Raw genomic sequence first — 20903 nt, 5'->3', positions numbered from 1 at the left:
CACCTCATCCTCTCCGACTACCGGCTGGAACACGAGGACGGTATTGCTGCGATTACGGCGGTCCGCGCTGCTACCAACGTTTCGATCCCTGCAATCCTGTGGTCGGGGGACACCTCGTCAGCGGTGCTCAAAAAAGTAGCCTTCAGTGGCATGAAGCTTTTGTCAAAACCGGTTTCTGAGCGAACCTTATTAACCGCACTTAAAAAATATAAGCCAAAAACGTTGACCGAAGGCGCTTAAAAGTTATGGCAACGCAACATGAAGAGCGGTGCAGAGGAGATCGTCACGACAATCGCGTATCGGTTGCTCCCCTTCCATGGGTCAGTTCGGCATTGACTCGCAGTGCAGCTTCTACGCGGTTTCTGACTTGAAGTTTGTCGTAAATAACGCAGGAAACCTGTCTGACGTGTCCTTCGGAGACGCCAAGCTCTCTCGCGATCTGTTTCCCTGAGAGACCACGTGCAATGCAACGCGCCACGTCCCACTCTCGCGGCGAAAGCCCAAGATGACGTTGATTTTGGCTAGCTAAGGGCGCTTGAGTCGAGCAGGCAAAGCGGAGCAAGACTTCTTCCGGGATCCAGAGTTCACCTCCCAAGATCCTGCTCAGTCCAATGAACATTTTTTTGTGCGCGCCTCCTTTCAACAGGATTCCTCGAGCGGCGTAGTCACGCATGCAAATTCGCAAAATTTCAACTTCATCATCGTTTCTAGGAGCAAGTCCAGTGCAGATGACCACGGGAACATTGGCTAGATTTCCGGCCTGGAAATGCTCAAGTGTCGCGGCGCCGCGGTTCTCACCATCCAGATTGAGATCCAGGAAAACCAGGTCCGGGGGCGGTGTCTTGTTAACTTCTTCAAGCGCGCTGGCAAGCGTAAAGACGGGCGTAACGTCGATACCGGTCGCGCTCAGCTCCGACGCGTGTGCTTCAACATATTCGGAGAGAGCAACGCAGAGAATTTCGTGGTCGTCGACCCAGAGAATCTTCATGCTCGCCTCTATTCTGCATAGATCCAGAAATGCAATCGATCGTACGCTACCATTTGCGCGCAGCATTGTTTCACAGCTTAGCATATCGCGCGAGGACGCAGACGCTTGATAGACGGTAGCGAGCCTTGCATTTGCGAGAGGCTAACCTCCCTCACCGCCCTGGTTGTTGCCCAGCGGACGTAATTTATTCGTCGAATCAAAAGGGATCCTTTGAGTTCCGTCCGTTAGGCGGTGCCAGAAGAGCTGACCTTGGTGATGGCTGTTTCACTTGTAGAGAGTTGTGGACTAACGGTCTCTACTGCACACGGTGTGCCATGTTCGCTCCATGTGCCGCGCCCCAGCCCAAGCTTGAGCGTGATGTACCGGTCGGCACCGACGCTACCGACATGGTCGCAGACCGCCGAAGAAGAAGACGGGGCAGCTTTCAATGATCGCGAGCGCAAGTCCGATGTTTCGGGCGGAGCGGACGTTGGAACGTCCGAGTGAAGCTCTGGTTGAACGTCTCGTGCTGGCCGAGCTGAGCCGCCCCTCCAGTCCGTGCAACCGCGGCGCGTCTTAGACAGGTCTCGCATGCGTCCTCGCTGCCACCGGCGCGACACTGGACCTCGCCAGCGTCTCCGTGGAAATGCGGCCTTTACCTCGGCAGTCGCTTCGCGACCAACCTCTGCGCACCGGAGTTCGCGCCTACGCCATGCGTCACACACTCGTGGTGCCGACACGAGACCCCGGGTGATTACTGTCCGCTCACTCCATTGTGTGCCGCCGCAATCGCAGCGTCGCGTTCTTTCGCGGCTTCCGCCTTCTTATGGTCGAAGACCTTTTAAGCGGCAGCGACTTTCTGATTGTACTTCTTGTTCGCCGCCGCGACTTCCATTCGCATTTTCACTATTTCATCGCTGTGGGCCGGCTGTGAAGCGGCTTGATCCGCCGGCGCCGCAGTCTGCGCCCACGCGCTTGTCGCAAGCGCGATGAACAGTATTCCTACGGTTCCTCTTAAACAATTCATAACGTGCCACTTCTTTAAACCGAGCTGCTCGCATACATCGTCGTTGCGAGGAGTCCGACGAACTCTGGATCACCGGGTCGAGGCTAGGAGTACGCACTTCGATCTGGCATATCGCAAGCGATGATGGTCCGAGTCATGAGCCTTCTGATCAGAAACGATGCCGCACGCCGACGGTGGCCTCGACCTGATTCGACGTCGATGCCGGCGAACTCACACCGTTGACCCACGCAACCCCCAGTGGATTGCCAGCCCTCGCGCTCACGCTTTGATACGTGCTTTGGATATAGACGTCCGTGCGTTTTGAGAAGGCATAATTCGCGAGCGCGCTCACCTGATTCCAGTGCGGAGCACCGCTACCGGCGTTGCCTCCGGCGCGCGAGTAGGTGTAGGCGGCCGCGAGCATAACGGCTGGTGTCAAAGCGAACCGGATGTTTCCTTCATAGTTCTGGAAGTGAGTGTTGAAGTCGGTCAGAAACAGTTCGGTCAGGTTCGTCTGTGTATAAACGAAACCCGCGACCAACGGACCGAACGCGTAGTTGACGCCTCCACCCCACGTCTGTTGCCGGCGAGCGAGTGCGCCCAACGGCACTGCGGTCGGAGTGAGGGCGCCTGATAGCGAGGTTCCAAGGGTATCGGTGACGGCCCCACCCGTGTTGAGTTGTGCCAGGGTGGCGGCAGAGTTGTTCAGGTGCAGATACCCGGCTCCGAAATTTAACGGTCCCCAATTATAGGAAGCGCCGACGCTGTACGCACGATTGTTCGCGAACCCACCGGCCTGGTTCGAAAAGCCATACAGGGCGCCGAGTTTGAAGCCGGCGAAATCCGGGCTTTGATACTTGACCGAATTGTTGATCTGGAACGAGTCGTTCAGATTGTCGACGTCGAACGGATGTGCGAAGTGCGTCCCGCCATACTGTGTTCCGGTCAACGAGAGCGGCCCTACGGAGTCAACCATGCCGTCGGTTTGACGTCCCAAAGTCAGCGAGCCGAAGTCACGACTGGAAACTCCGACGTAGGCCAAACGGTTGAAGATGCGGTTGGCGGACGACAACTGCCCGTTGTTCAGGTTAAAGCCGTTTTCCAAAGTGAAGATCGCCTGCAACCCTCCGCCTAAATCTTCCGCTCCGCGCAGCCCCCAACGACTGTACTGCACGCCTCCACTGGTCATCTGCCAGTTGCTGTGACCACCTGCTCCCGTGCCGGTGATTTGGCTGTTCGTGTAGGTCAGGCCTGCGTCGATGAGGCCGTAAAGCGTCACGCTGCTTTGCGCCTGCGCCACACCGGCCAAGGAGGCCAGCGCGGTGCCGGCTATCAGAGTTTTCTTCATGCGTTACTCCAGGGTTCGAAGTCTGTTTTCGTTAAACGCTCACGTATCCCGTACCGCGACTGACCTCTCTGCGGAGAATTTGCTTTCGCTGTAAGACGATAAACGAAATTTGGTATCCGAATCTATCGAGCCGTCAAGTTTGTCGCTGGATCGCAACATCCACGGATATTCCGCATGGGATGACCGTGCTGCGATGCAAGCAACGCGGATTTTGATTCGGCATCCTTTTATTCAGAACCGGCGTTCGAATGCCGGCGATTGGATCTTCGCCTTATGTTTATCCGGTTTCGCGCTAACCTACCTCTGCTCCGCTGGAATTGAGCGGGGTTTAGCTCTCCAAGGTGGTTCACTCGCTTCGGCGGTTTTTTTCCACTGGCGCGTTCGCGACGTTTCCAAACAACCGACCTCAGTTGAGTCGATCGTCCTCAGACTGCTGTGCTACAGGCGTATGTACTGAACGACGCCGCGCTGATGGCGGACGCCTCGCTCGAGGGCACTAAGGTGTCACGCTTGACAGGGTCAGTAGCGGTAAGGGCCGGGCGCCACAGCGCATGCAAAGGAGCGACCTTCCGGTCTCTCACGAAGGCGTGAATGCCGCTTCCTTGTGCCGCGGCCGCCCGGTCGGTTTGGAAGAGTCGGCACAAAGCCCACTTCCTATCTATCGTCGCCTTGCCGAGGCCGCGATAGGGGAACGATCATCTAGGTCTCTACATTACAAGCCGGACCCGCCCGTTCAACGAGCTGGCGCAGGCGTGCCACGCCGCGACTGGACCGTTTGCCGCAACACGACGTCCCGCTCGGGGTCAGGCATCGCGAGTATGGCGTGTATGGTCACCCGCATCGCCCAGCATGCGTCGACGGAAGGCACGCTTGACGGATTGGCGGAGAAGGCCGAATAGCGCGCGACGTTGCCGGGCGCGTAGTCCAGCTCCCTAAGTAGCGAGAGCTTGAGGCTTGTCTCGGCCTGCGCGTACTGCTGCGGGCTCGGCGTGTCGAGCGTGGTCCCGGTTTGCGTCGCGCGAAGCGCCGCCAGCAGCATGCGGAAGTATCCGTCGATATCTGCGTCGGACATCGCGTTCAGCGAGACTCGGTCAATCACCGCGTCCATCTCGCTTAGGCCGAAGCAGTCGGGAGGAACGAGGGTGTCGAGCACCTTGGCGATCAGCGCGACGTACTGAAGACGCAGTGCGGGCGCCATGCGTCCGAGTCCTTCGGCCAATGCCTCGGCGCGGGCGCCCGGGTTCAGCATGAGATCACTCTTGCGCTGGACGTTGCCGGCGACTGCCGGGTCGCTGTTGATGCGCACGATCCACGCGAGAATCAACTGCCTTTTTTCGGAAGCCGGATCGACGCCTTTCTCGAGCAGCACTTCGTCATAGACAGACGGCCTGGGATTCGTCGCGGATGCCCCGGACTGAGCCATCGACGACGCGATATAGCCCCAGAGTTCGTCGTACCGGAATGCGGCATTCGCCGCCGTTGCGCTGGCCAATGCAATAAGGCAGGCGGCCAGACCTGCGACCTTCGCTTGCATGTCTCCCCCGGGTCTCGTCAAACGCGTCTGCGCGCATGTCTTTATCAGGCTCTCCCTATCACGATAGGTCAGCGCGCGCCATTGGCACAGCACTATCGCAGCTCACAAGGTCAGCAGAAAAAAAACGCGGGGGCGATGGGGCTGCTATTGCGCCTAGAGCGGACAGACGCCGAAGCACGCCGGTTACGGTGCCGGCGGACATTCGGGTGTTGCTGGGCGCGTGCGACAGCGCGATGCTGGAACTCGGGTGTGCACAAGTCGACAGCGAAAGGACCGTTGGCATCAGGAAAAAACGCTTTCCCATTGGGAGATGCATATGCCCGCGCCTACCCGCGAGGACTGACTGGTGGCCTGGGAAAAGTCCGTTCTAATTGCCGCCTGCTCGTAAGGACGCTGCTCAACGGCGTCATGTCCATGACGTGGAACGATGCGTGGGCGACGTCCCTCTAACCCTTCGCTCCCTGCGCCACATGCGCTATCCGGTCCCGCACGACCCCGATCGCCTGTTTCAGAGCATAGACGTCCTGAAAATATCGATACGGAATCCGGATCCGGCTCGCGTTCGCGTCGATGCTCTCGATCTCGTCGCTCCATTGGGCAATTTGGGAGCGGGTCGGCGCGGTGCTGTTCCACACTTCATCTTCTAGTGCTTTGATCTCGCGATACCAGACCACGAGCCGTTTTCTCATCCGAGCCTCAAGCATGCGCGGCAATGCCTGAAGCAGACCGATGAGGAGCGCCGCGAACGGCACGAGGATCAACAGCCGTCGTTCGATCAGACTCGCGAGCCAGAACGGCAGATTGCGGTACAGGAACGGCTGACCGGATTTGAAGTAGCGAACGCTCTCATCGGAGATTGGGAATTCTTCGGTGTTCGTGTTCGGAAACGTGCCAAGCGGCGTGAAGTAATCTTCATGACTGTGGACGATGCGCGCCGCGTCGAGCAGCAAATAGATGAGCGCCGGATGCATTGTGTCTTTCGATACGAGCAGCGCTGTTGCCGCGAGCAGCGTGACGTCGGTGCGCGGTAGGTCTTCGGCGACACTCGTTGATGCGCGCGGCAAGACGATTTTTGAAAGCGACGGGATTTTCTGAACCAGCGCATCGGCCTGCGAGAAGCTCATCAGCTTTAGACTGCTGTTCAGCAGTGTCTTCTGCATCTCGGCGTCCGGCCGCCCAATGAAGAATGCAGCGTCGATTTGCCCGGTTTCGAGCCGCTGACAAGCCGCGGGCGCATCCATTTGCAGTAGTGTGGAATTTTGGCTCGTGACGCCGCTATAGCCGAGCAGCAACTGCGCGACGTTGAGCAGGCCGCTGCCGGGCACGCCCATCGAAATTTTCTTGCCGCGCAATTGCGAGAGCTGGTCGACCGCAGTCTCGCCACGATAGAACACCCAGATCGGTTCATACGACACAGCGGCAATCGTCTGCAGTTTATCGGTCTCTTTCGGACTCACGGTGCCCGACTGGATGAAACCGACGTCGTAGACGCTCTTCGGCTCCCTCAATCGCTCGTAATTCTCCACCGAGCCGGACGAACCGCGTATATCCAACTTGATGCCCGCCCGCTTTAAGATGGGCGCGTAGCGGTCCGCAAAGCCGCGATAAATGCCGTTGTCTGCGCCGCTGGTCATCACGATGGTGCGCTGGAAAGCGGGTTCGACCACGATCATCATCACCCAGCCGGAGGCGGCCGACAGAACGATCAGGCCGATGGTCAGCAGGCGCCGCCTCGCCGGTGTCATGGGGGATTTCTGGCTGCGCTGCAGCGCTGGATTGTGTCTGGGACTCATTGCCCGGCGCTCCAAGTTTCGCCGCAGTAGAGAGCGCGGCGAAACCACGATCCGGTATGGGAGAAATGCCTACGATACCAATGAATTGCACGGCTTGGGGCGCAGGCACGGGAGTGCTGTGAAACCTGGTATCGGCCAGATTGAGCTTAACCGACCCGTTAGAGCTTTCCGGCAGTGCCGGGAGCCCGGCGCGTGAGACACTCTCGGGCGGCGCACGATAACGCAGATTAACGACGCACAAAACGGCAGTCAACCGCACCTTCTGCGCCAGCATCGACACCAGCGAGTCGAGCAAAAACTTGAAGCCGCCGAGTTGGCCGTCCCGACGGTTCGACCAGTCGTACCGGAAAATCCGGGGCGTCAATGGATTAACGGCGTTACTGCGGCGTCCACCACGGATAGGGTCGAGACGACCTTCGCCATGGAGCATCGCTTTGAACTCTCTTCAGTGGCGGCACCGTGATATCGTGGCGGAGCACTGGCAAAAATGACAAAACGACGACGTGTTCAACACACCGGCGCCGCCTCCGGCGGACGATGCTTAAAGCGTCGATGTACCCAGTAATACCGTTCCGGGCGGTTCAAAATCTGCTCGCCAAGAACCGTATTCATGCGACGAGCGTCCACCGCGTCGTTTTCGGACGGAAAATCGTCGAACGGTTCGAAAACTGTCAACTTATATCCGCGGTAATTGGGCAACGTTTGAGTCACGAAAGGTACGACCCGCGCATGCCCGAGCCGCGCAAGTCGCGAAACCGAAGTGAGCGTACACGCAGGGACGCCGAAGAATGGAACAAAAACAGAGTTGTCAATGCCGTGGTCCATGTCCCCTGCAAGCATCACGGGTTTGCCTGCGCGCAACAGTCCCACGATCTTTCTTGCACTGGTCGAGCGTCCAATCATTTCTGCGCCGAACCTGCCGCGTTGTCGCCTGGCCCGTTCGCACAAGCGTGCATTCGACATGCGCGTGTACAAAAAGGGCAGCAGGCAAGCGAGTCGAGTATAGAATGCAGCCAACCTCGATTGCGACGAAGTGAAAACCCATAAAAATGGTAGGCGGAGCATTCTTGTCGTGAAGGTCAATTTTGCTGTCGATCTCGACGTGCTTGTTCAGCGGTTGTGCGGCACGGAACCACTGTATGCCTCGCTCGAGATAGCTTCGCACCACGTGGCGAAAGTGGTTCAGCGCAAGATCATCGTGGTCGGGTTCTGTCTTGTCGAGGAAACAGAGAGGCAGATTGGGAAAGACGACGTGTTTGCGTCGACTTGGAAGCACTTACAAAGCTGCCCCGAACGCGTTGCCGATCCTGGCGACCAGTCCGTAAGGATAGACAATGCTCGTAGCAGCGCTACGGTGAGACAAAGCCAACTTCGTCCAAACGTCTCTCCTGAGGCGATCGAGCGTCGAAAGCGAGCTTGCATATCGGCGCCTACATAATTTCACCGACTCACAGATCCGCCTTGTTCCAGAACGACATTCCGGAAGAGTTGTCGACCGTGGTGCTTCCTTTCGACTGCGCTAAACGGCGAACCCCGCGTTCGAACGTCCCCGCAAGGCGGAAGACCATCGTGGCGATGGCCGATGCCGACCGATGCGAGTGCGGACGGCTGCCGGATCACAAGGATGGTCCCTGCTCACACTGTCGGCAGCGAGCTTAAGGCATACGGCGTAAGAGCCGGCGGCCGAGGAATCCTCCTTCAATGCTGACTGCCTTGACTGCAACGCACGTAGATGTGCTTGCGGCGCTCAGCTAAGGGCCTTGTGTCCTGCTTAGGACGGGATCACCAGCGCCCGACGCATTCGCCACTGGCGAAACCGACGCCGCGGCCGCCGGGTTAGATGGCGGTATTGAGGCCTTGAGGAGATACCCACTCGACGTGAGGAAAATTGCAAGCAACACAACGAATTCCATGATGTTCACCCTGTATGTGCCGCCAGCAACCGGGTTGTTACACGTAATCTGGAGCCGTTTATAGCTAACCTAAGATCGCTACTTGAATCCCTGCCCGAATGAGGCAGCGCTAACCGTCGCGCCTGTTACGATGCCAACGCCATTGCCGCCGCGGCCAAAGCCGACCTCAACCTCGATGAGAGTTAGGCCTACGATTACGCTTCGATAGCGCTTGCAGAATCCGGCGACCAGTTGAGCTAGTGTCAGCGACAATAGCGCACCCGACGCGACGACTCGCAAAGTGCCGCCCGGCCCCGCCTCCGTCGAACTAATCGTCGACTTGAGGTGATTGAGTTCTTTCAAAATTGCGCGGCACCTTTCCAAGTAATGCGCTTCGGCATCCGTCAGCGAAATCTCGCGAGTGGTGCGGTTGATCAGACCCGTTCCAAAGTGAGTTTCGAGTAATGCAATAGCCCGACTAACCGGCGCATTTGAGACCTTGGCTTCACGAGCAACGCAGTGAAAACTCTCCGTCTCCGCTACGCGCGCGAAGACACGCGTCGCCTGGGTCGTGCTCATGTTATCGTCCTCCTGCCCCGCCTCGTTGTCCCTACCGCCACCGGAGCGCGCACTCAGCAAAGCGGGAGCGCGAAGCGAATATGGAGCAGTATCGCGAATCTCTACGCTTATTAGATAATCCTTTTCAAGCCGATTGTCATCCGCTATTCCAGCGGCTCGCCCAGTTTCTTACGGCATTGCAGTAAATGTTACGCGTGCAACTTTTCACATCATTCAAAAGCACTTGCGCCACCCGCATTTGCGCCTTGAACGCGCGCTGGAAGAAAAACCGCGCAAACGCTCTGTGTACATATCGCTCACGTGGTGCTTGTCGGCTATGTCAGCATAGATAGACCGCGACCAAGCCCACTGCAAGTGCGGGCTGGATTTGCCGGTATTAATGTCGACGCCATGCACAGGTACCGAGGCGGCTGCAAACATTCGGCCTGTCATTGCGTTTCAGCTTAGGTGCGAGATTCACGCGTGATCAAGGCAGCTCATCACCAGCCATCGATACTACAGCGCCAGCGAGATCACCTTCTAGTCACCGCCAGCCAGAGACATCGCCGTTTTCAAACGGAACAGCGAATCCGACTGATGCGGTACGGCTACCTAGACTAGGTTGAACACACGCGCGTATCCGAGGCCAAACGGGTTGATCGTTGCATGTATGTCGGTGACCGGGAGCGACGGGTCCGTAACGACCTGACCGGTGCAGCGGGTGTAGCCGGCCACAAGAAAGTTCATTGACTGTGGGTGCGGCCGAGTATGCCCGCGGCTCAAGCCCCTGGGCGTCGGAATCCGTTACAGGCAGCAGCAGCGCCAGCGCGACCAAGAGGCGCGCCGAGGCGCTGGTGAACGGGATGCGTTTCGTCACGTACCGGATGCGTCGCAAATCCACGATACGCGCAAAACAAAAGGCTGAATGCACGGAAGGAGCAGTCTCTTCCAATCCTTCTCTTACGTCACGCATGCGGAACTCGCATGGCATTTCACACCGCACGGCGGCTGGCACTGTCGACGCGCCGCGTCACCGGAGTGAGACGTCAACCGAGAGGCACGTTGTCTTCCGAGCTTCAAACCCAGCCGTTTGTCTGGATAGACAACTGTCGGTCGCACAACAGCTCGCACTTCCAAGCGGCTTCCGCCGGCGTTTGGGGTTCGAACAAAAAGAACAAGCTTTGCTGCCCGCAGAGCCCAGAAGGTCGGCCAGGTCGGTGGTCCAGGCGCCACCTGGACGCCGTCATGCCCCCTTCCCCAAGGCGCAGGGACAAGTGAGCCCCAGAATTTCAGTAAGATTCGGACTACTGACCGCCAGTGTACACGTTGCAGAAAGGCAGCGGCGTGCAATTGTTCCCGTTACGCGTTCCTAGGATCGACGCCTTTCCGCTCGCACTTTGCGAGGAAAGTGTACCGCCATAAGCCGAGCCTCCCGGGGCCGCCTGTACATTTTGTTGAGCCTGCGACGGCATCGACTGCAACGTGTCGGGGGACTCTTGGGCTTGGGCCAAGCCAGCGAGCGAAAGTGCGGCTGCAACCGCCGCGGCCATAACAGATGTTTTCATGTTCGACTCCTGCACATGAGTGTTCCGATAAGTCGGCAATGGGACGACGCTCGCGCGCACTTTGACTGCTTGTCTTGGTCGCGCTCCGTAATCCAGTGCCAAGCCGTGGGGCGGGGGTCTCTGGCAGTAGCCAAGGGAAATCGCCTGAGTTTCAACGATAAACCTATTCGACAGGAAGTCCATCTCCTTTTGCATGGCGTGCCGACGGAAGTGAAGAGAACGGGGGGAGTGGCTCGGCGACTATGAGTTGTGCATCCCTTTCACAGCGACCCGTCGTTGGTCGTGGACCGCGACACTGCCGCTCAGAACAATTTGCACCGTGAGACATCGATTCTAGAAACGATGAACAAACCGCTCGTCGCACCGCTCGCCTATGCGTGCGCAGCCGACGGCATCTTCAGGAGATTACCTGACTGGTACGAACCTCCGTGCCGGCCACTGCCGGTTCTATACCGCACGAAAGCGTTGGCAAGCCGAAAAGCAGGAGTTGCCAACCGGCATCGCACATACGTGCGGCGCTCTTAATTATCAAACTGATTGGGGAGCTGTTATCTGAAAAAATTCGCGACGCGCTCCCCGTGTCGAGCAGACGGGAATGCATCTCAATTGAACGGGCTTGCCCTTTGATTGCAAACGTGCGTTCAGTTCTTTGCAGTCCGATGTTCGCTAATTACCGAACATCGTCGGTATTCGAGAACAACAGATGTAGGCACACCCTCTTGGAAGGCGAATAAATGCACGGATAAGACGATAATTTGTTTTTATGGCGCAGGAGCAGGCCGCACTGTTGGGTGCAGGCAAATTGGAAAGCGTCGACAAGGGCAACGTCGCGGGCGAACTGGAGTCCGTTGCCCGGGAGCTTAAGTACGAGTTGGGTGCGCAATTCCCCCGACTTCAGCAAAGCTTATTTCAGTGGGAGCACCTGGATGGCGTCCGACTAACGGCATGGTATCTACGTGTTCACGACGAGCGGTCCGCTATACCATTGCGCATCGAAAACGCACCTAACTTCGAATATTCCTCGACGAAGAGTACATCAATGCGTGGTCGCTAGCCCGAAGCCGGATTATCATGTGCACGGGTCTCAACGAGCGCCTGGTTTCGAGGAATTGCTCGTATAGCGTTGAGCAGGCATCGGATTAGAATTTATGGCCGAGGCCGCCCGAGGCCCGGACGCTTATCAAGCGGTGAGGGCCGTCAGTTCATTCAAAGCGCGTTTCGTCGGATTTATGGGGATACCCATCGGAGGCCGCCCGCGTATTGTGGGAATTTAAAGTAAGAGGCGAAAGCTAATTAGTCGTGAAACGGCAATCCGTTCGGCCCGCCGCCTGACGAGCTAGACGCCATCGAAGATCATCCGAGGTGACCCATGACCGTTATACAGCACGTGTTCATTCTGATGCTTGAGAACCGCTCTTATGACAGCGTGTTCGGATGGTCCACCCTGACAGGCACGACGCCGGCCGGCGAGTCGACGACGGCGAATGGGCTGCCCGCAGCATCCGTCGTCAACTTCGGAAGAACCGGGACTTCGTACCAGCTAGGCAAAGGTGCGCCGTATGCACTTGGCTTCGACCCGGGCCACGAATTCACCGATGCGTGTGTCCAATTGTGCGGCTTGCAGGTTGCCAACGGGGACGCCGCTCGCCATGATTCCCTGGTTCTGGGCGCTTCAGGCTATCCGCCGTTCGCTACAGACGCGTCAACGACCGGTTTTGCAGGGACATACGAGGACCACTCCGACGTGGTAGCGGATGCCTTCAACGCCTTCACGCCCGACCAACTTCCCGTCTTGAACTTCTTGGCGAGCCAGTTCGGCATATGCGACAACTGGTTTGCCTCGATGCCAGGACCGACGTGGCCTAATCGCTTCTTTGCGTTGGCGGGGACGTCCTCCGGGCTCGACCATTCGCCGAGCGATGCGCAAGTTGTGGAAGCGGTGTTCTTCAACGCCCCGATCTTTACTTTCCCAAACGGTACGGTGTTTTCGAAGATTCAGGCGTCGGACTGGCTCATCGTGCAGGGGGACGTCGCTCAGGCACGCGGCATCTACGGCATGCAGAATCTGCTCAGCCGCTTCGTTGGAATGGATACGCTTCTTTCTCGTCTCGCTTCCAACTCGCTGACGGAGAAGTTCATATTCATCGAGCCGACATACGACGCGAAGAACGACTTCCGAAATGGCAATTCAATGCATCCGGCCGGTGACGTTCGAAAAGGAGAAGCGTTGGTGAAGCAGGTCTACGACGCTATCAGCGCATCTAGGCTATGGTCAACTAGCGTGCTGCTCGTCGTCTTCGATGAGCATGGGGGCTTCTTCGACCATGTGACACCTCCGATTGCCGTGCCGCCTGGTTCAGCCGAGAACGCCCGCCTGAAGACTCATAACTTCTCCTTCGACCGGATGGGAGTACGCGTGCCAGCTATCGTCGTTTCTCCATTCGTACCGGCCGGAACCATCGACCATTCGGTGTACGACCACACATCGATACTAAAAACCACGGACAAACTGCTGGGACTTAATGGACTGCTCGACCTGACGGCGCGCGTGCGCGCAACCGACGACTTTACAAGAATATTGAGCCTTTCAGCACCTCGTTCGGACATCCCGCAATGCCCCTTGCCCATCGCGACGATTGGAACGGCGCGACCGTCGAGCGAAGGCGCACCTCGCTCCAAAGACCCTTTCCTACCGCTGTACGCGCATCATTAGGGCGTTTTTTGAAGGTAACCTTCTTGATAAGACGGAGCAATTCCAGCGAAGTACCGCGTCTGCAGGCGCCCAGGCCAACATCTTCGACCCGGGCGGAGACTTGTTCGCACCCGTCGCCGTTAGGGACAGCTCGACAACGGGTGAGCTGTTTCCTTGCCGTCCCTCGGCCTCCGACCTTTTGGGACCCGTCAACAGCCAAGTACTCCTATCCGGGTGATATGCGGTTCTCAGACACAGACGCTCCCCTTTTCCGAATGTGCACGCGTTCCTAACCATCTAAGTGTCCTCTTTTGTAAGTCTCCTTTACAAATCTTTCTGGCCATTGAAATATCGGTCATCGGTGGAAGAACCGGAGTTCGGCATGGCGATAGAAGTGAAGTTGTCCAATGGCAAGTGTTGGCCTTCGCAAAAGGCGGCGCTTGATCACTTTCAGCAGATGCTCGAGCGCTACGCGGACGAGCAGGCGGTCGACGACGCTCAAGATCATGACGACCTGGCGGCGTTGATTGAGCGGTACGATCTCGCTATCAACGCCGGAACGCCCAAGGCCGGAACGGGAATCGACCACTTCGAGCGGCGCCGCTATGGAAGCGAAAGCTTCTCGAGCGTCGCTTTTTGGGTTGTTCGCACGCGAGGCGATGCGACTGATTTTAGCCACGCCGTTGCTGTGAGGGCACAGCCTAAAAGCGACGCAGTGCAATTTACAGCTGCGTGCTGGACTGCCGTGCAACCGTTCCTGCTGGCCGCGAAGAAACGGGCCTACGAGCGGTACGGAGATGATTTGCGGCGCGTTCCTTGCGAACTTACTGGCGCGCCTTTAACGTTTGAAGAAGGACATCTGGACCACGTCGGTATGTCATTCGCCCAGATCGTGGTTAGTTTCCGGGCGATGCGCGGCTGGTCGCACGGCGTCCCGGTGGGCACGATTACGACGTGTTCCGACACATCCATGTTAACGGTCTTTGCGGAGCCTGCCATGGCAGAGGCGTTTGCTAAATATCACAACGCCGTCGCAAGGTTAAGGATTGTCGCGAAGCGCGCGAAAATGTCAGCGGCGGTTGGACGACGTCAGCCAGAAGTTCAACGGCCGGTTCAGCTCTAGTCGCGCCCGAAGGCATCTGGGCGGGACTGATGCGGAAGCCGACGACCAGTTCCCCCCTACGATATCTCGACTCCAGACCTCTTCAGAAGGCATCCGATAAACACCGATGACCGAGTCCTTTGACGTCATGTTGGTCCGCATTGCCTAGGACCACGGAGCGAACGGCCCTCGGACATGAATCTCCGCAGCTTTGTCATTGATATCAAAGTGCCGCCGGCTGCTCTAGGCGGCACATCAGTGCTGCATGGCGACGGCGGCAACGTCCCTGGTCGTAGAACGAAGGGAATCTGTCTCCGTTGTCCCAGGAATTCTGTCAACCACGGGCGCCCAGTTCGTCGACCCGGGAAATGCGCGAGTAGTTCGCATACTTACTTACCGCTGAAGGAATTGTGTCACCGCTCGCGAATACCGACGCATTTTCAGGTCTGGACGTCTGCAGATGAGGCAAGACCTCCCAACCAGCCTGCACCGGAAGCGATCGGTGAGCCGAAACGGGAACATTGTGCCCCTTGCCAAGTCAAGGTTTAAACCAGGCAACTATCAAGATAGCGGCGTGTGAACGCGCTGCGGTGCTCCGGTTTCATCGGGTGAGCGTTCTCCGGTGTCCATGTGCCGCCATGACTCGCATAGCAATTTGCACAGTGAAACCGCACTTCGAGAAGCCGAACGTTCACGCGAAATGGTGCTACACGACCGCAGCGCCAACACCTCGATTCGATGACGCGATAATGGGCAGGACACACCCCCAGCCTTTCGAATTGATGGACAACACTGTGGTGGCCATGAGCGAGAGGGACGGCAGTAACGGAACACGTCGTTGTAACGTCGATGGCCGAGCGGATCCATCAGAGAGGTCCGCAGCGTTACAGAAGGCAAACCAAGACTCTCCTGCAGCCGCCCGACATCGACCAACCGTCGACGCGGAGCGACGCGTCAGCCGTCTCTCGTCGAGCGTGAGAGACGCCGGATCGGCGCAGCTGTGACGTCGGCAATTCGACGAAAAAGCCCAGGCGATCGAGCGCTGGGCAAGCCATCGGCTCACCCGGTGGCGGAGGGATCGTAAGTCAGTATGACTTTCCGTGGGTAGAGGGGCTGGCCTGGCGTGAGGCATCAACGCGGGTTAGCATCGCTGCCAGAGCCGCATGGGTGGGCAAAGGCCGCACCCCGGCAACTTCCCCACGGAGGCCAGCATGGACAACGATAGCACGGTATACGTCGGGCTTGATGTGCATAAGGAATCGATCACAGTTGCCTATGCGATTGATTCGGGTGAAGTTGAGCTAATGGGTAAGATCGGGACGACGCCGACGGAAATTGATCGCCTGTGCAAGCGACTGCGATCCAAAGGGCGGCATATCCGAGTCGTCTACGAGGCTGGGCCCTGCGGTTACGGGCTGTACCGGCGTCTGGTCAAGCAAGGCTTCGACTGCATGGTATGTGCGCCATCATTGATTCCACGGAAGCCTGGAGAACGGGTCAAGACTGACCGACGCGACGCGATAAAGCTGGCGCGTTCGCTGCGTGCCGGCGACCTCTCAGCGGTATATGTACCAAGCGTCGAGGACGAGGCGTTCAGGGATTTGGCGCGAGCCTGGGCATCGGCGAGGGACGATTTACGGCACGCGCGACAACGACTGAAGTCCTTCCTGCTAAGCCACGGTGTGCACTATGTCGGACGCGCGGACTGGGGCGTCGCACATCGACGCTGGCTAAGCAAATATTCCTTCGAGACAGCATGGAGGCAACTTGCGTTTGAAGAACATCGACGCACAATCGAGGATCGGCTAGCACAGTGTGAGCGACTGGAAGTGGCGCTACGCGAAGCCGTCGTCGAGTGGGGTTTCTATCCGGCAGTGCTGGCGTTACAGGCGATGCGCGGCATCGAGTTCATTACGGCAGTCGGCATGATCTCCGAGCTCGGCGATCTCTCACGCTGCGAGCATCCACGCCAGTTGATGGCGTGGCTGGGCATCACACCTTCAGAACATTCGTCCGGAGGAACGCGACGCCAAGGGGGCGTCACCAAGGCGGGCAACAGCTATGCAAGAAAGCTGCCGGTCGAAGCAGCGTGGAGCTACCGACATCCGGCCCGCGTAGGTAAAACACTGCAGCCTCGACACGAAGGCATTCCAAAGGCGATCGTCGATCGTGCGTGGGACGCACAGCTACGGCTATGCAAGAAGTATCGCAAACTTGCGACGCGAGGCAAGAACGTCAATGTTGCGGTGGTAGCTGTTGCCCGGGAACTCGCGGGCTTTATCTGGGATATCGGCCGGATGGCGATGTCACTGGCATTGCCGCGGCGCGCTGCACAGCAGGCATAACACTCACGAGGCAAAACCCCGTCACAACATTCTTGAGAGTTTCCTGAAGGCGGCGTAGCCCGGTACAAGAGCAACCCACGGCGCCGCTTCGCGACGGCAGACAGCAGGCCGACTCGCGGCGTAAGAAAGTGGCAGGCTCATATGACGGACCTCCGTAATGCGGTACCCAACCCGCGGATATCAGCGTGATTCACCGTCGGCCTTACTGCTACGTCGCCCTCAGGAAATTCCTTTGCCTATGGAAAAGCCAAAAACGCAGGTATCGCGATTGACATGGAAAGTCATATCAGAAGGCTCGTCTCGACCGTCGTAGGGCGTGACCTCAATACGCAGCAAAATGATGTCCATCATTTTCGATTTGATGGACACCACTTTGTCAGAGTCCTCAGAGAAGAAGCCGGGTAGTCGAGCGGGCCGTCCGAATTTCCGCCGAGAAAAGCATGCACCTCTCCTGCGGCGACCGACAAATCGAATCCTTTGAGGACACTCGTCGGACCGTAACTCTTTACGATCCCGCGCGCGGCCACCAGGTAGGGCAGTTTGTTCACGGGTGCTCCTTCGTTCTTTCGGATGTTCAAGGGCCTTCAGCACACAAAACAGATCACTTTAATAGATTTAACTTTTGTCTCCTTTCGCATTCCTAATGGCATACGATTGAGGACGGGCGCCGTTAGATATTGCACCTGAAATCGCCTGTCTTTGTTGAGCGGTGCGTCAACGAACGGGACGCACCGTCCTCCACTCTGGGCAAATCGAAAACCGAGTCACATCGTGATTTGATCGGCCCCCCGTCGCGACGAGGCGTTCGAGGGAGCCCGCAGGCTCATCCAAGCCATCCCTTGATGGTTTCGGCCATCACATTGGTCGAGATGCCGTAGCGATCGTGCAAGGTCGGTAACGCGCCCGCAGCAAGGAACTCATCGGGCAATGCGATTTGCCGATACATCGGCGTGACGCCAGCCGTGAGCAGCGTGGTTGCGACGGCTTCCCCCAAGCCGCCGATCGTCGAGTGGTTCTCGGCGACCACCACCAGGCGGCCGGTCCGTTTGGCTTCCCGCAGGATCGTCTCGGTGTCGAGCGGCTTGATGGTCGGCACGTGCAGCACGCCCACCCCAACGTTGTCCGCTTCCAGCGCCTTCGCCACTTCTAATGCACGCATCGTCATGATGCCCGAGGAGATAATGAGCACCTCGGCGCCGTCGCGCAGAAGCTTCGCCTTGCCGAGCTCGAATTGGTAGTCGTATTCGTCGAGTACGGCAGGAACGTTACCGCGCAGCAGGCGCGCATACACCGGACCCTTGTGCTCCGAAATCGCAGCCAGCATCTGCTCGGTTTCGAGCGCATCGCAGGGGTCAATGACCGTCATGTTTGGCATCGCTCGCATAACAGCGATATCCTCCGCCGCCTGATGTCTCGGGCCGTAGCCGGTCGTGAGTCCCGGCAGCGCGCAGATGATCTTCACATCAAGGTTGTCTTCGGCGATGGCCTGGTGCATGAAGTCATAGGCGCGACGGGTCGCGAACACGGCATAGGTCGTGACGAACGGTTGGGCGCCTTCATGCGCCATGCCGGCGGCCGCACCCATCAACAACTGCTCGGCCATGCCCATCTGATAGTAGCGTTCAGGGAATTCCTTCCCGAAGATGTGCAGGTCGGTGTACTTGCCGAGGTCGGCAGTCATGCCGACTACGTTCGTCTTCTCCCGAGCCAGCTTCGCCAACGCATGGCCGAACGGCGCGGAACGCGTGACTTGTCCTTCGCCTGCGATCGAGGCGATCATCGCCGATGTCTTCAGGCGCGGCTTTTTGGTGGTGGTATCGCTCATGCTTGTCTCCCGGCTTCGAGTGCGGCAAGCGCCAGTTGCCACTCATGGGCATCGACGCGGATAAAGTGGTTCTTTTCCCGTTCTTCGAGGAACGGCACGCCGCAGCCCATGCGCGTATCGCAAACGATAATCCGCGGCTTTGCCTCCGGATGATTGCGTGCGTTGTCGAACGCCGCTTTCACCGCATTGATATCGTTGCCGTCGATGCGTTGCGTGTACCAGCCGAACGCTTCGAGCTTCTCGACGAGCGGTTCGAACGCCATGATTTGCGATGAGGGACCATCGGCTTGCTGGTTGTTGACGTCGACTGAGATTGACCCGCTCCGACGGACAGATTTGCAGTCAAAGATGTGTCGTGGTCTGGCCTCCGTTAAGCGTAGAGTCGCGGGTTGTCCACGGACGGGCAGCGGGTCGCTTCTCACGACCGCGACGCTGCCCGTCGGTGGGCAACCCGCAGGGTGATGCGGTTTTTGTCTTCGCGCTCAGGTTCTCGAATTCGAGCGGCGAACAATAGCCGATGCTGCTATGCAGGCGGCGTACGTTGTACCAGCCTTCCAAGAAGCAGAAGATGCGCCTCCGTGCTTGTTCATGGGTCGCGAAGTGTTCGCGCGACAGGAGCTCTGCTTCAAGCGTCCCAAAGAAGGATTCGCACATTGCGTTGTCGTAGGCGTCGCCGGCCGTACCCATCGATGGTTGCACGCCCGCTTCGCGGCAGCGCTTTCCGAAGGCAATTGACGTGTATTGGGCGGATTCAACCGGTCGTCGCAACACTCGATTATTGAACAGACCTCAGGTATTCGTCCAGGGCTTCGGCCGGTGTCTTCCAACCAAGCGTTTTCCGGGGTCTGGAATTCAGTGCATTGGCGACGGCCTGGATCTCTCGGGCGCTCCACCGGGACAGGTCTGTGCCCTTTGGAAAGTATTGCCGCAGAAGGCCGTTCGTGTTCTCGTTCGTGCCGCGCTGCCATGGACTGTGCGGGTCGGCGAAGAATACCTTTACCCCGGACTCGACCGTAAAGCGGGCGTGATCGGATAGTTCTTTGCCACGATCCCAAGTCAATGACCGCCACAACTGGGCAGGCATGTCAGTCACGGTCTTCTTGAGCGCATTGGCCATCGTGACAGCTCCGTAGCCAGCCAGCGCGGGACCATTCTTCGTTCTGGGCAATAGCCCGTAGCCCTCCTCGCGAGGTAGATGGACGAGCATGGTGAACCGGCTTGTCCGCTCAACCAGCGTTCCGATTGCGGACCGGTTCAGGCCGATGATCAGGTCACCTTCCCAATGCCCTGGCACAGCACGATCCTGCACTTCTGCAGGTCGGCTGGAGATCATCACGTCCTCGCTAACGTGCGCCCAGGCCTTGGCTTGTGCCCGGGCCCTCGGCACGCGCAACGCCCGCCCAGTGCGCAGACAGCTGACCAGCTCGCGCTTGAGAGCTCCTCGGCCCTGAATATAGAGAGCCTGGTAAATGGCTTCGTGAGAGATGCGCATGGATTCGTCATCCGGGAAGTCGGTCTGCAGCCGGTTGGAAATCTGTTCGGGCGACCAGCCATTGACCCATTTACGGTCACCGCGATGCGGTTTGTTTCTCCCTTTGAATGGTGCTTGCCGGGGCCCAGAAATCTCACGGCCATCAGCGTCGCGAACCTTGCCCTCCAGACGGTCTTGCACGTAGTGGCGCAGCCGTGGGTTAGTCACCAGTTTCGAAGGTTTAGGTCGTTTGGCAACCAGCTCTGCCTTCCACTGCGCAACCGAAGCCCGATACTCAAGCTGCCCGCCACGCGTTGCAGCGTTACGTGTCAATTCCCGGGAGACCGTTGATGGGCTGCGTCCGATACGACGAGCAATATCGCGCACCCCGACGCCTTGATGCGAAAGTAGTCCAATCTCTTCTCGCTCCGCGAACGACAGGTACCTCCCGGATATCGGGCTCAACATGGAAAGTGGCATGCCGCCATTATGACGGAACCAGCGAGTGCCTACTGCCTGCGACACGCCAACCGCCTCTGCAGCCTTCTCGCTTGTAATACCTGTTGCGATTTGCTCCCAGAATCGCCGCTCGATCTCACGTCGATGCGACGGCGCACCTGGCGAGCGCATCGCTCCTCGCCCTGTCAACTTACGCATCCAGCCCGCTGGTCGTCCCATAAACACCTCCTCGATCAAAGGTGTTGCGACGACCGGTTGAATCCTAGAGTGCGTCAAGCAGCGCGGCCGGTCAGCGACAACTATTTTGGCCGGTCAACGGGGTGGTTGTCGTTGGGTATCAGGTCAT

14 protein-coding genes and 3 pseudogenes are annotated in these 20903 nt (G+C 58.2%); 5 read left to right on the top strand and 12 right to left on the bottom strand.

The features are described 5' to 3' along the window. Window positions 1-240: pseudogene (locus tag NCT32_RS35775) on the top strand (hypothetical protein); the annotation flags it as partial. A gap of 43 nt (window positions 241-283) precedes the next feature. Here the strand turns inward: NCT32_RS35775 and NCT32_RS35770 are convergent. The 6 genes and pseudogenes from NCT32_RS35770 to NCT32_RS35740 form a co-directional block, all read right to left on the bottom strand. After that, entirely contained in the window at window positions 284-988 is a 705-nt protein-coding gene (locus tag NCT32_RS35770) for a response regulator transcription factor (RefSeq protein WP_250491422.1), read from the bottom strand. 1154 nt (window positions 989-2142) lie between these two features. Next, window positions 2143-3321 (bottom strand): porin, encoded by a 1179-nt coding sequence (locus NCT32_RS35760; protein ID WP_250491421.1) that lies wholly within the window; start codon window positions 3319-3321, stop codon window positions 2143-2145. 733 nt (window positions 3322-4054) lie between these two features. Next, the gene (locus NCT32_RS35755) at window positions 4055-4855 is read right to left on the bottom strand and encodes a hypothetical protein (protein ID WP_250491420.1); all 801 of its coding nucleotides are present in this window, start codon (window positions 4853-4855) and stop codon (window positions 4055-4057) included. Between the two features lie 446 nt (window positions 4856-5301). Beyond that, window positions 5302-6600, bottom strand: coding sequence for a TAXI family TRAP transporter solute-binding subunit (locus NCT32_RS35750; RefSeq protein ID WP_250491425.1), 1299 nt, complete (start codon window positions 6598-6600; stop codon window positions 5302-5304). A gap of 555 nt (window positions 6601-7155) precedes the next feature. Continuing rightward, a pseudogene (locus NCT32_RS35745) lies at window positions 7156-8070 on the bottom strand (lipid A biosynthesis lauroyl acyltransferase). A gap of 569 nt (window positions 8071-8639) precedes the next feature. Then, window positions 8640-9119: a LysR family transcriptional regulator gene (locus tag NCT32_RS35740; protein WP_250491419.1), complete on the bottom strand. Its 480-nt coding sequence runs from the start codon at window positions 9117-9119 to the stop codon at window positions 8640-8642. Between the two features lie 2307 nt (window positions 9120-11426). Here NCT32_RS35740 and NCT32_RS37745 point away from each other — a divergent pair. The 4 genes from NCT32_RS37745 to NCT32_RS35725 all read left to right on the top strand — a co-directional run bounded on the left by NCT32_RS37745 (window position 11427) and on the right by NCT32_RS35725 (window position 16802). Next, window positions 11427-11717, top strand: a complete 291-nt coding sequence (locus tag NCT32_RS37745) for a DUF29 family protein (protein ID WP_409241571.1) — start codon at window positions 11427-11429, stop codon at window positions 11715-11717. Window positions 11718-12032: 315 nt separating this feature from the next. After that, window positions 12033-13376, top strand: coding sequence for an alkaline phosphatase family protein (locus NCT32_RS35735; protein WP_250491418.1), 1344 nt, complete (start codon window positions 12033-12035; stop codon window positions 13374-13376). Between the two features lie 361 nt (window positions 13377-13737). Beyond that, window positions 13738-14478 (top strand): DUF3223 domain-containing protein, encoded by a 741-nt coding sequence (locus NCT32_RS35730; protein ID WP_250491417.1) that lies wholly within the window; start codon window positions 13738-13740, stop codon window positions 14476-14478. A 1190-nt stretch (window positions 14479-15668) separates the two neighbouring features. Continuing rightward, the gene (locus NCT32_RS35725; RefSeq protein ID WP_250491416.1) at window positions 15669-16802 is read left to right on the top strand and encodes an IS110 family transposase; all 1134 of its coding nucleotides are present in this window, start codon (window positions 15669-15671) and stop codon (window positions 16800-16802) included. 219 nt (window positions 16803-17021) lie between these two features. Here the strand turns inward: NCT32_RS35725 and NCT32_RS37400 are convergent, their stop codons facing one another. The 6 genes and pseudogenes from NCT32_RS37400 to NCT32_RS35705 form a co-directional block, all read right to left on the bottom strand. Further along, window positions 17022-17153 (bottom strand): hypothetical protein, encoded by a 132-nt coding sequence (locus NCT32_RS37400; protein ID WP_284508627.1) that lies wholly within the window; start codon window positions 17151-17153, stop codon window positions 17022-17024. After that, a complete protein-coding gene (locus NCT32_RS35720; protein WP_250491415.1) occupies window positions 17150-17350 on the bottom strand; it encodes a hypothetical protein in 201 nt (66 codons plus the stop codon). The genes NCT32_RS37400 and NCT32_RS35720 overlap by 4 nt, the downstream gene beginning before the upstream one ends. Before the next feature lie 275 nt (window positions 17351-17625). Beyond that, complete coding sequence (locus NCT32_RS35715) at window positions 17626-18627, bottom strand: transketolase family protein (protein WP_250491414.1); 1002 nt, start codon at window positions 18625-18627, stop codon at window positions 17626-17628. Then, window positions 18624-18935, bottom strand: a pseudogene (locus tag NCT32_RS35710) (transketolase); the annotation flags it as partial. The pseudogene NCT32_RS35710 and the gene NCT32_RS35715, both read right to left, overlap by 4 nt. Window positions 18936-18969: 34 nt before the next feature. Further along, entirely contained in the window at window positions 18970-19326 is a 357-nt protein-coding gene (locus NCT32_RS37740; RefSeq protein ID WP_409241570.1) for an integrase core domain-containing protein, read from the bottom strand. A 76-nt stretch (window positions 19327-19402) separates the two neighbouring features. Next, a complete protein-coding gene (locus NCT32_RS35705) occupies window positions 19403-20755 on the bottom strand; it encodes an IS30 family transposase (RefSeq protein WP_250491424.1) in 1353 nt (450 codons plus the stop codon). Window positions 20756-20903: the final 148 nt, after the last annotated feature.

This window comes from Caballeronia sp. INML2 (assembly GCF_023631365.1).
In the GTDB taxonomy this organism is placed as follows: Bacteria; Pseudomonadota; Gammaproteobacteria; order Burkholderiales; family Burkholderiaceae; genus Caballeronia; species Caballeronia turbans.
Note: the sequence above shows the minus strand (reverse complement) of the source record. Positions and strands in the feature narration are given on the sequence as shown.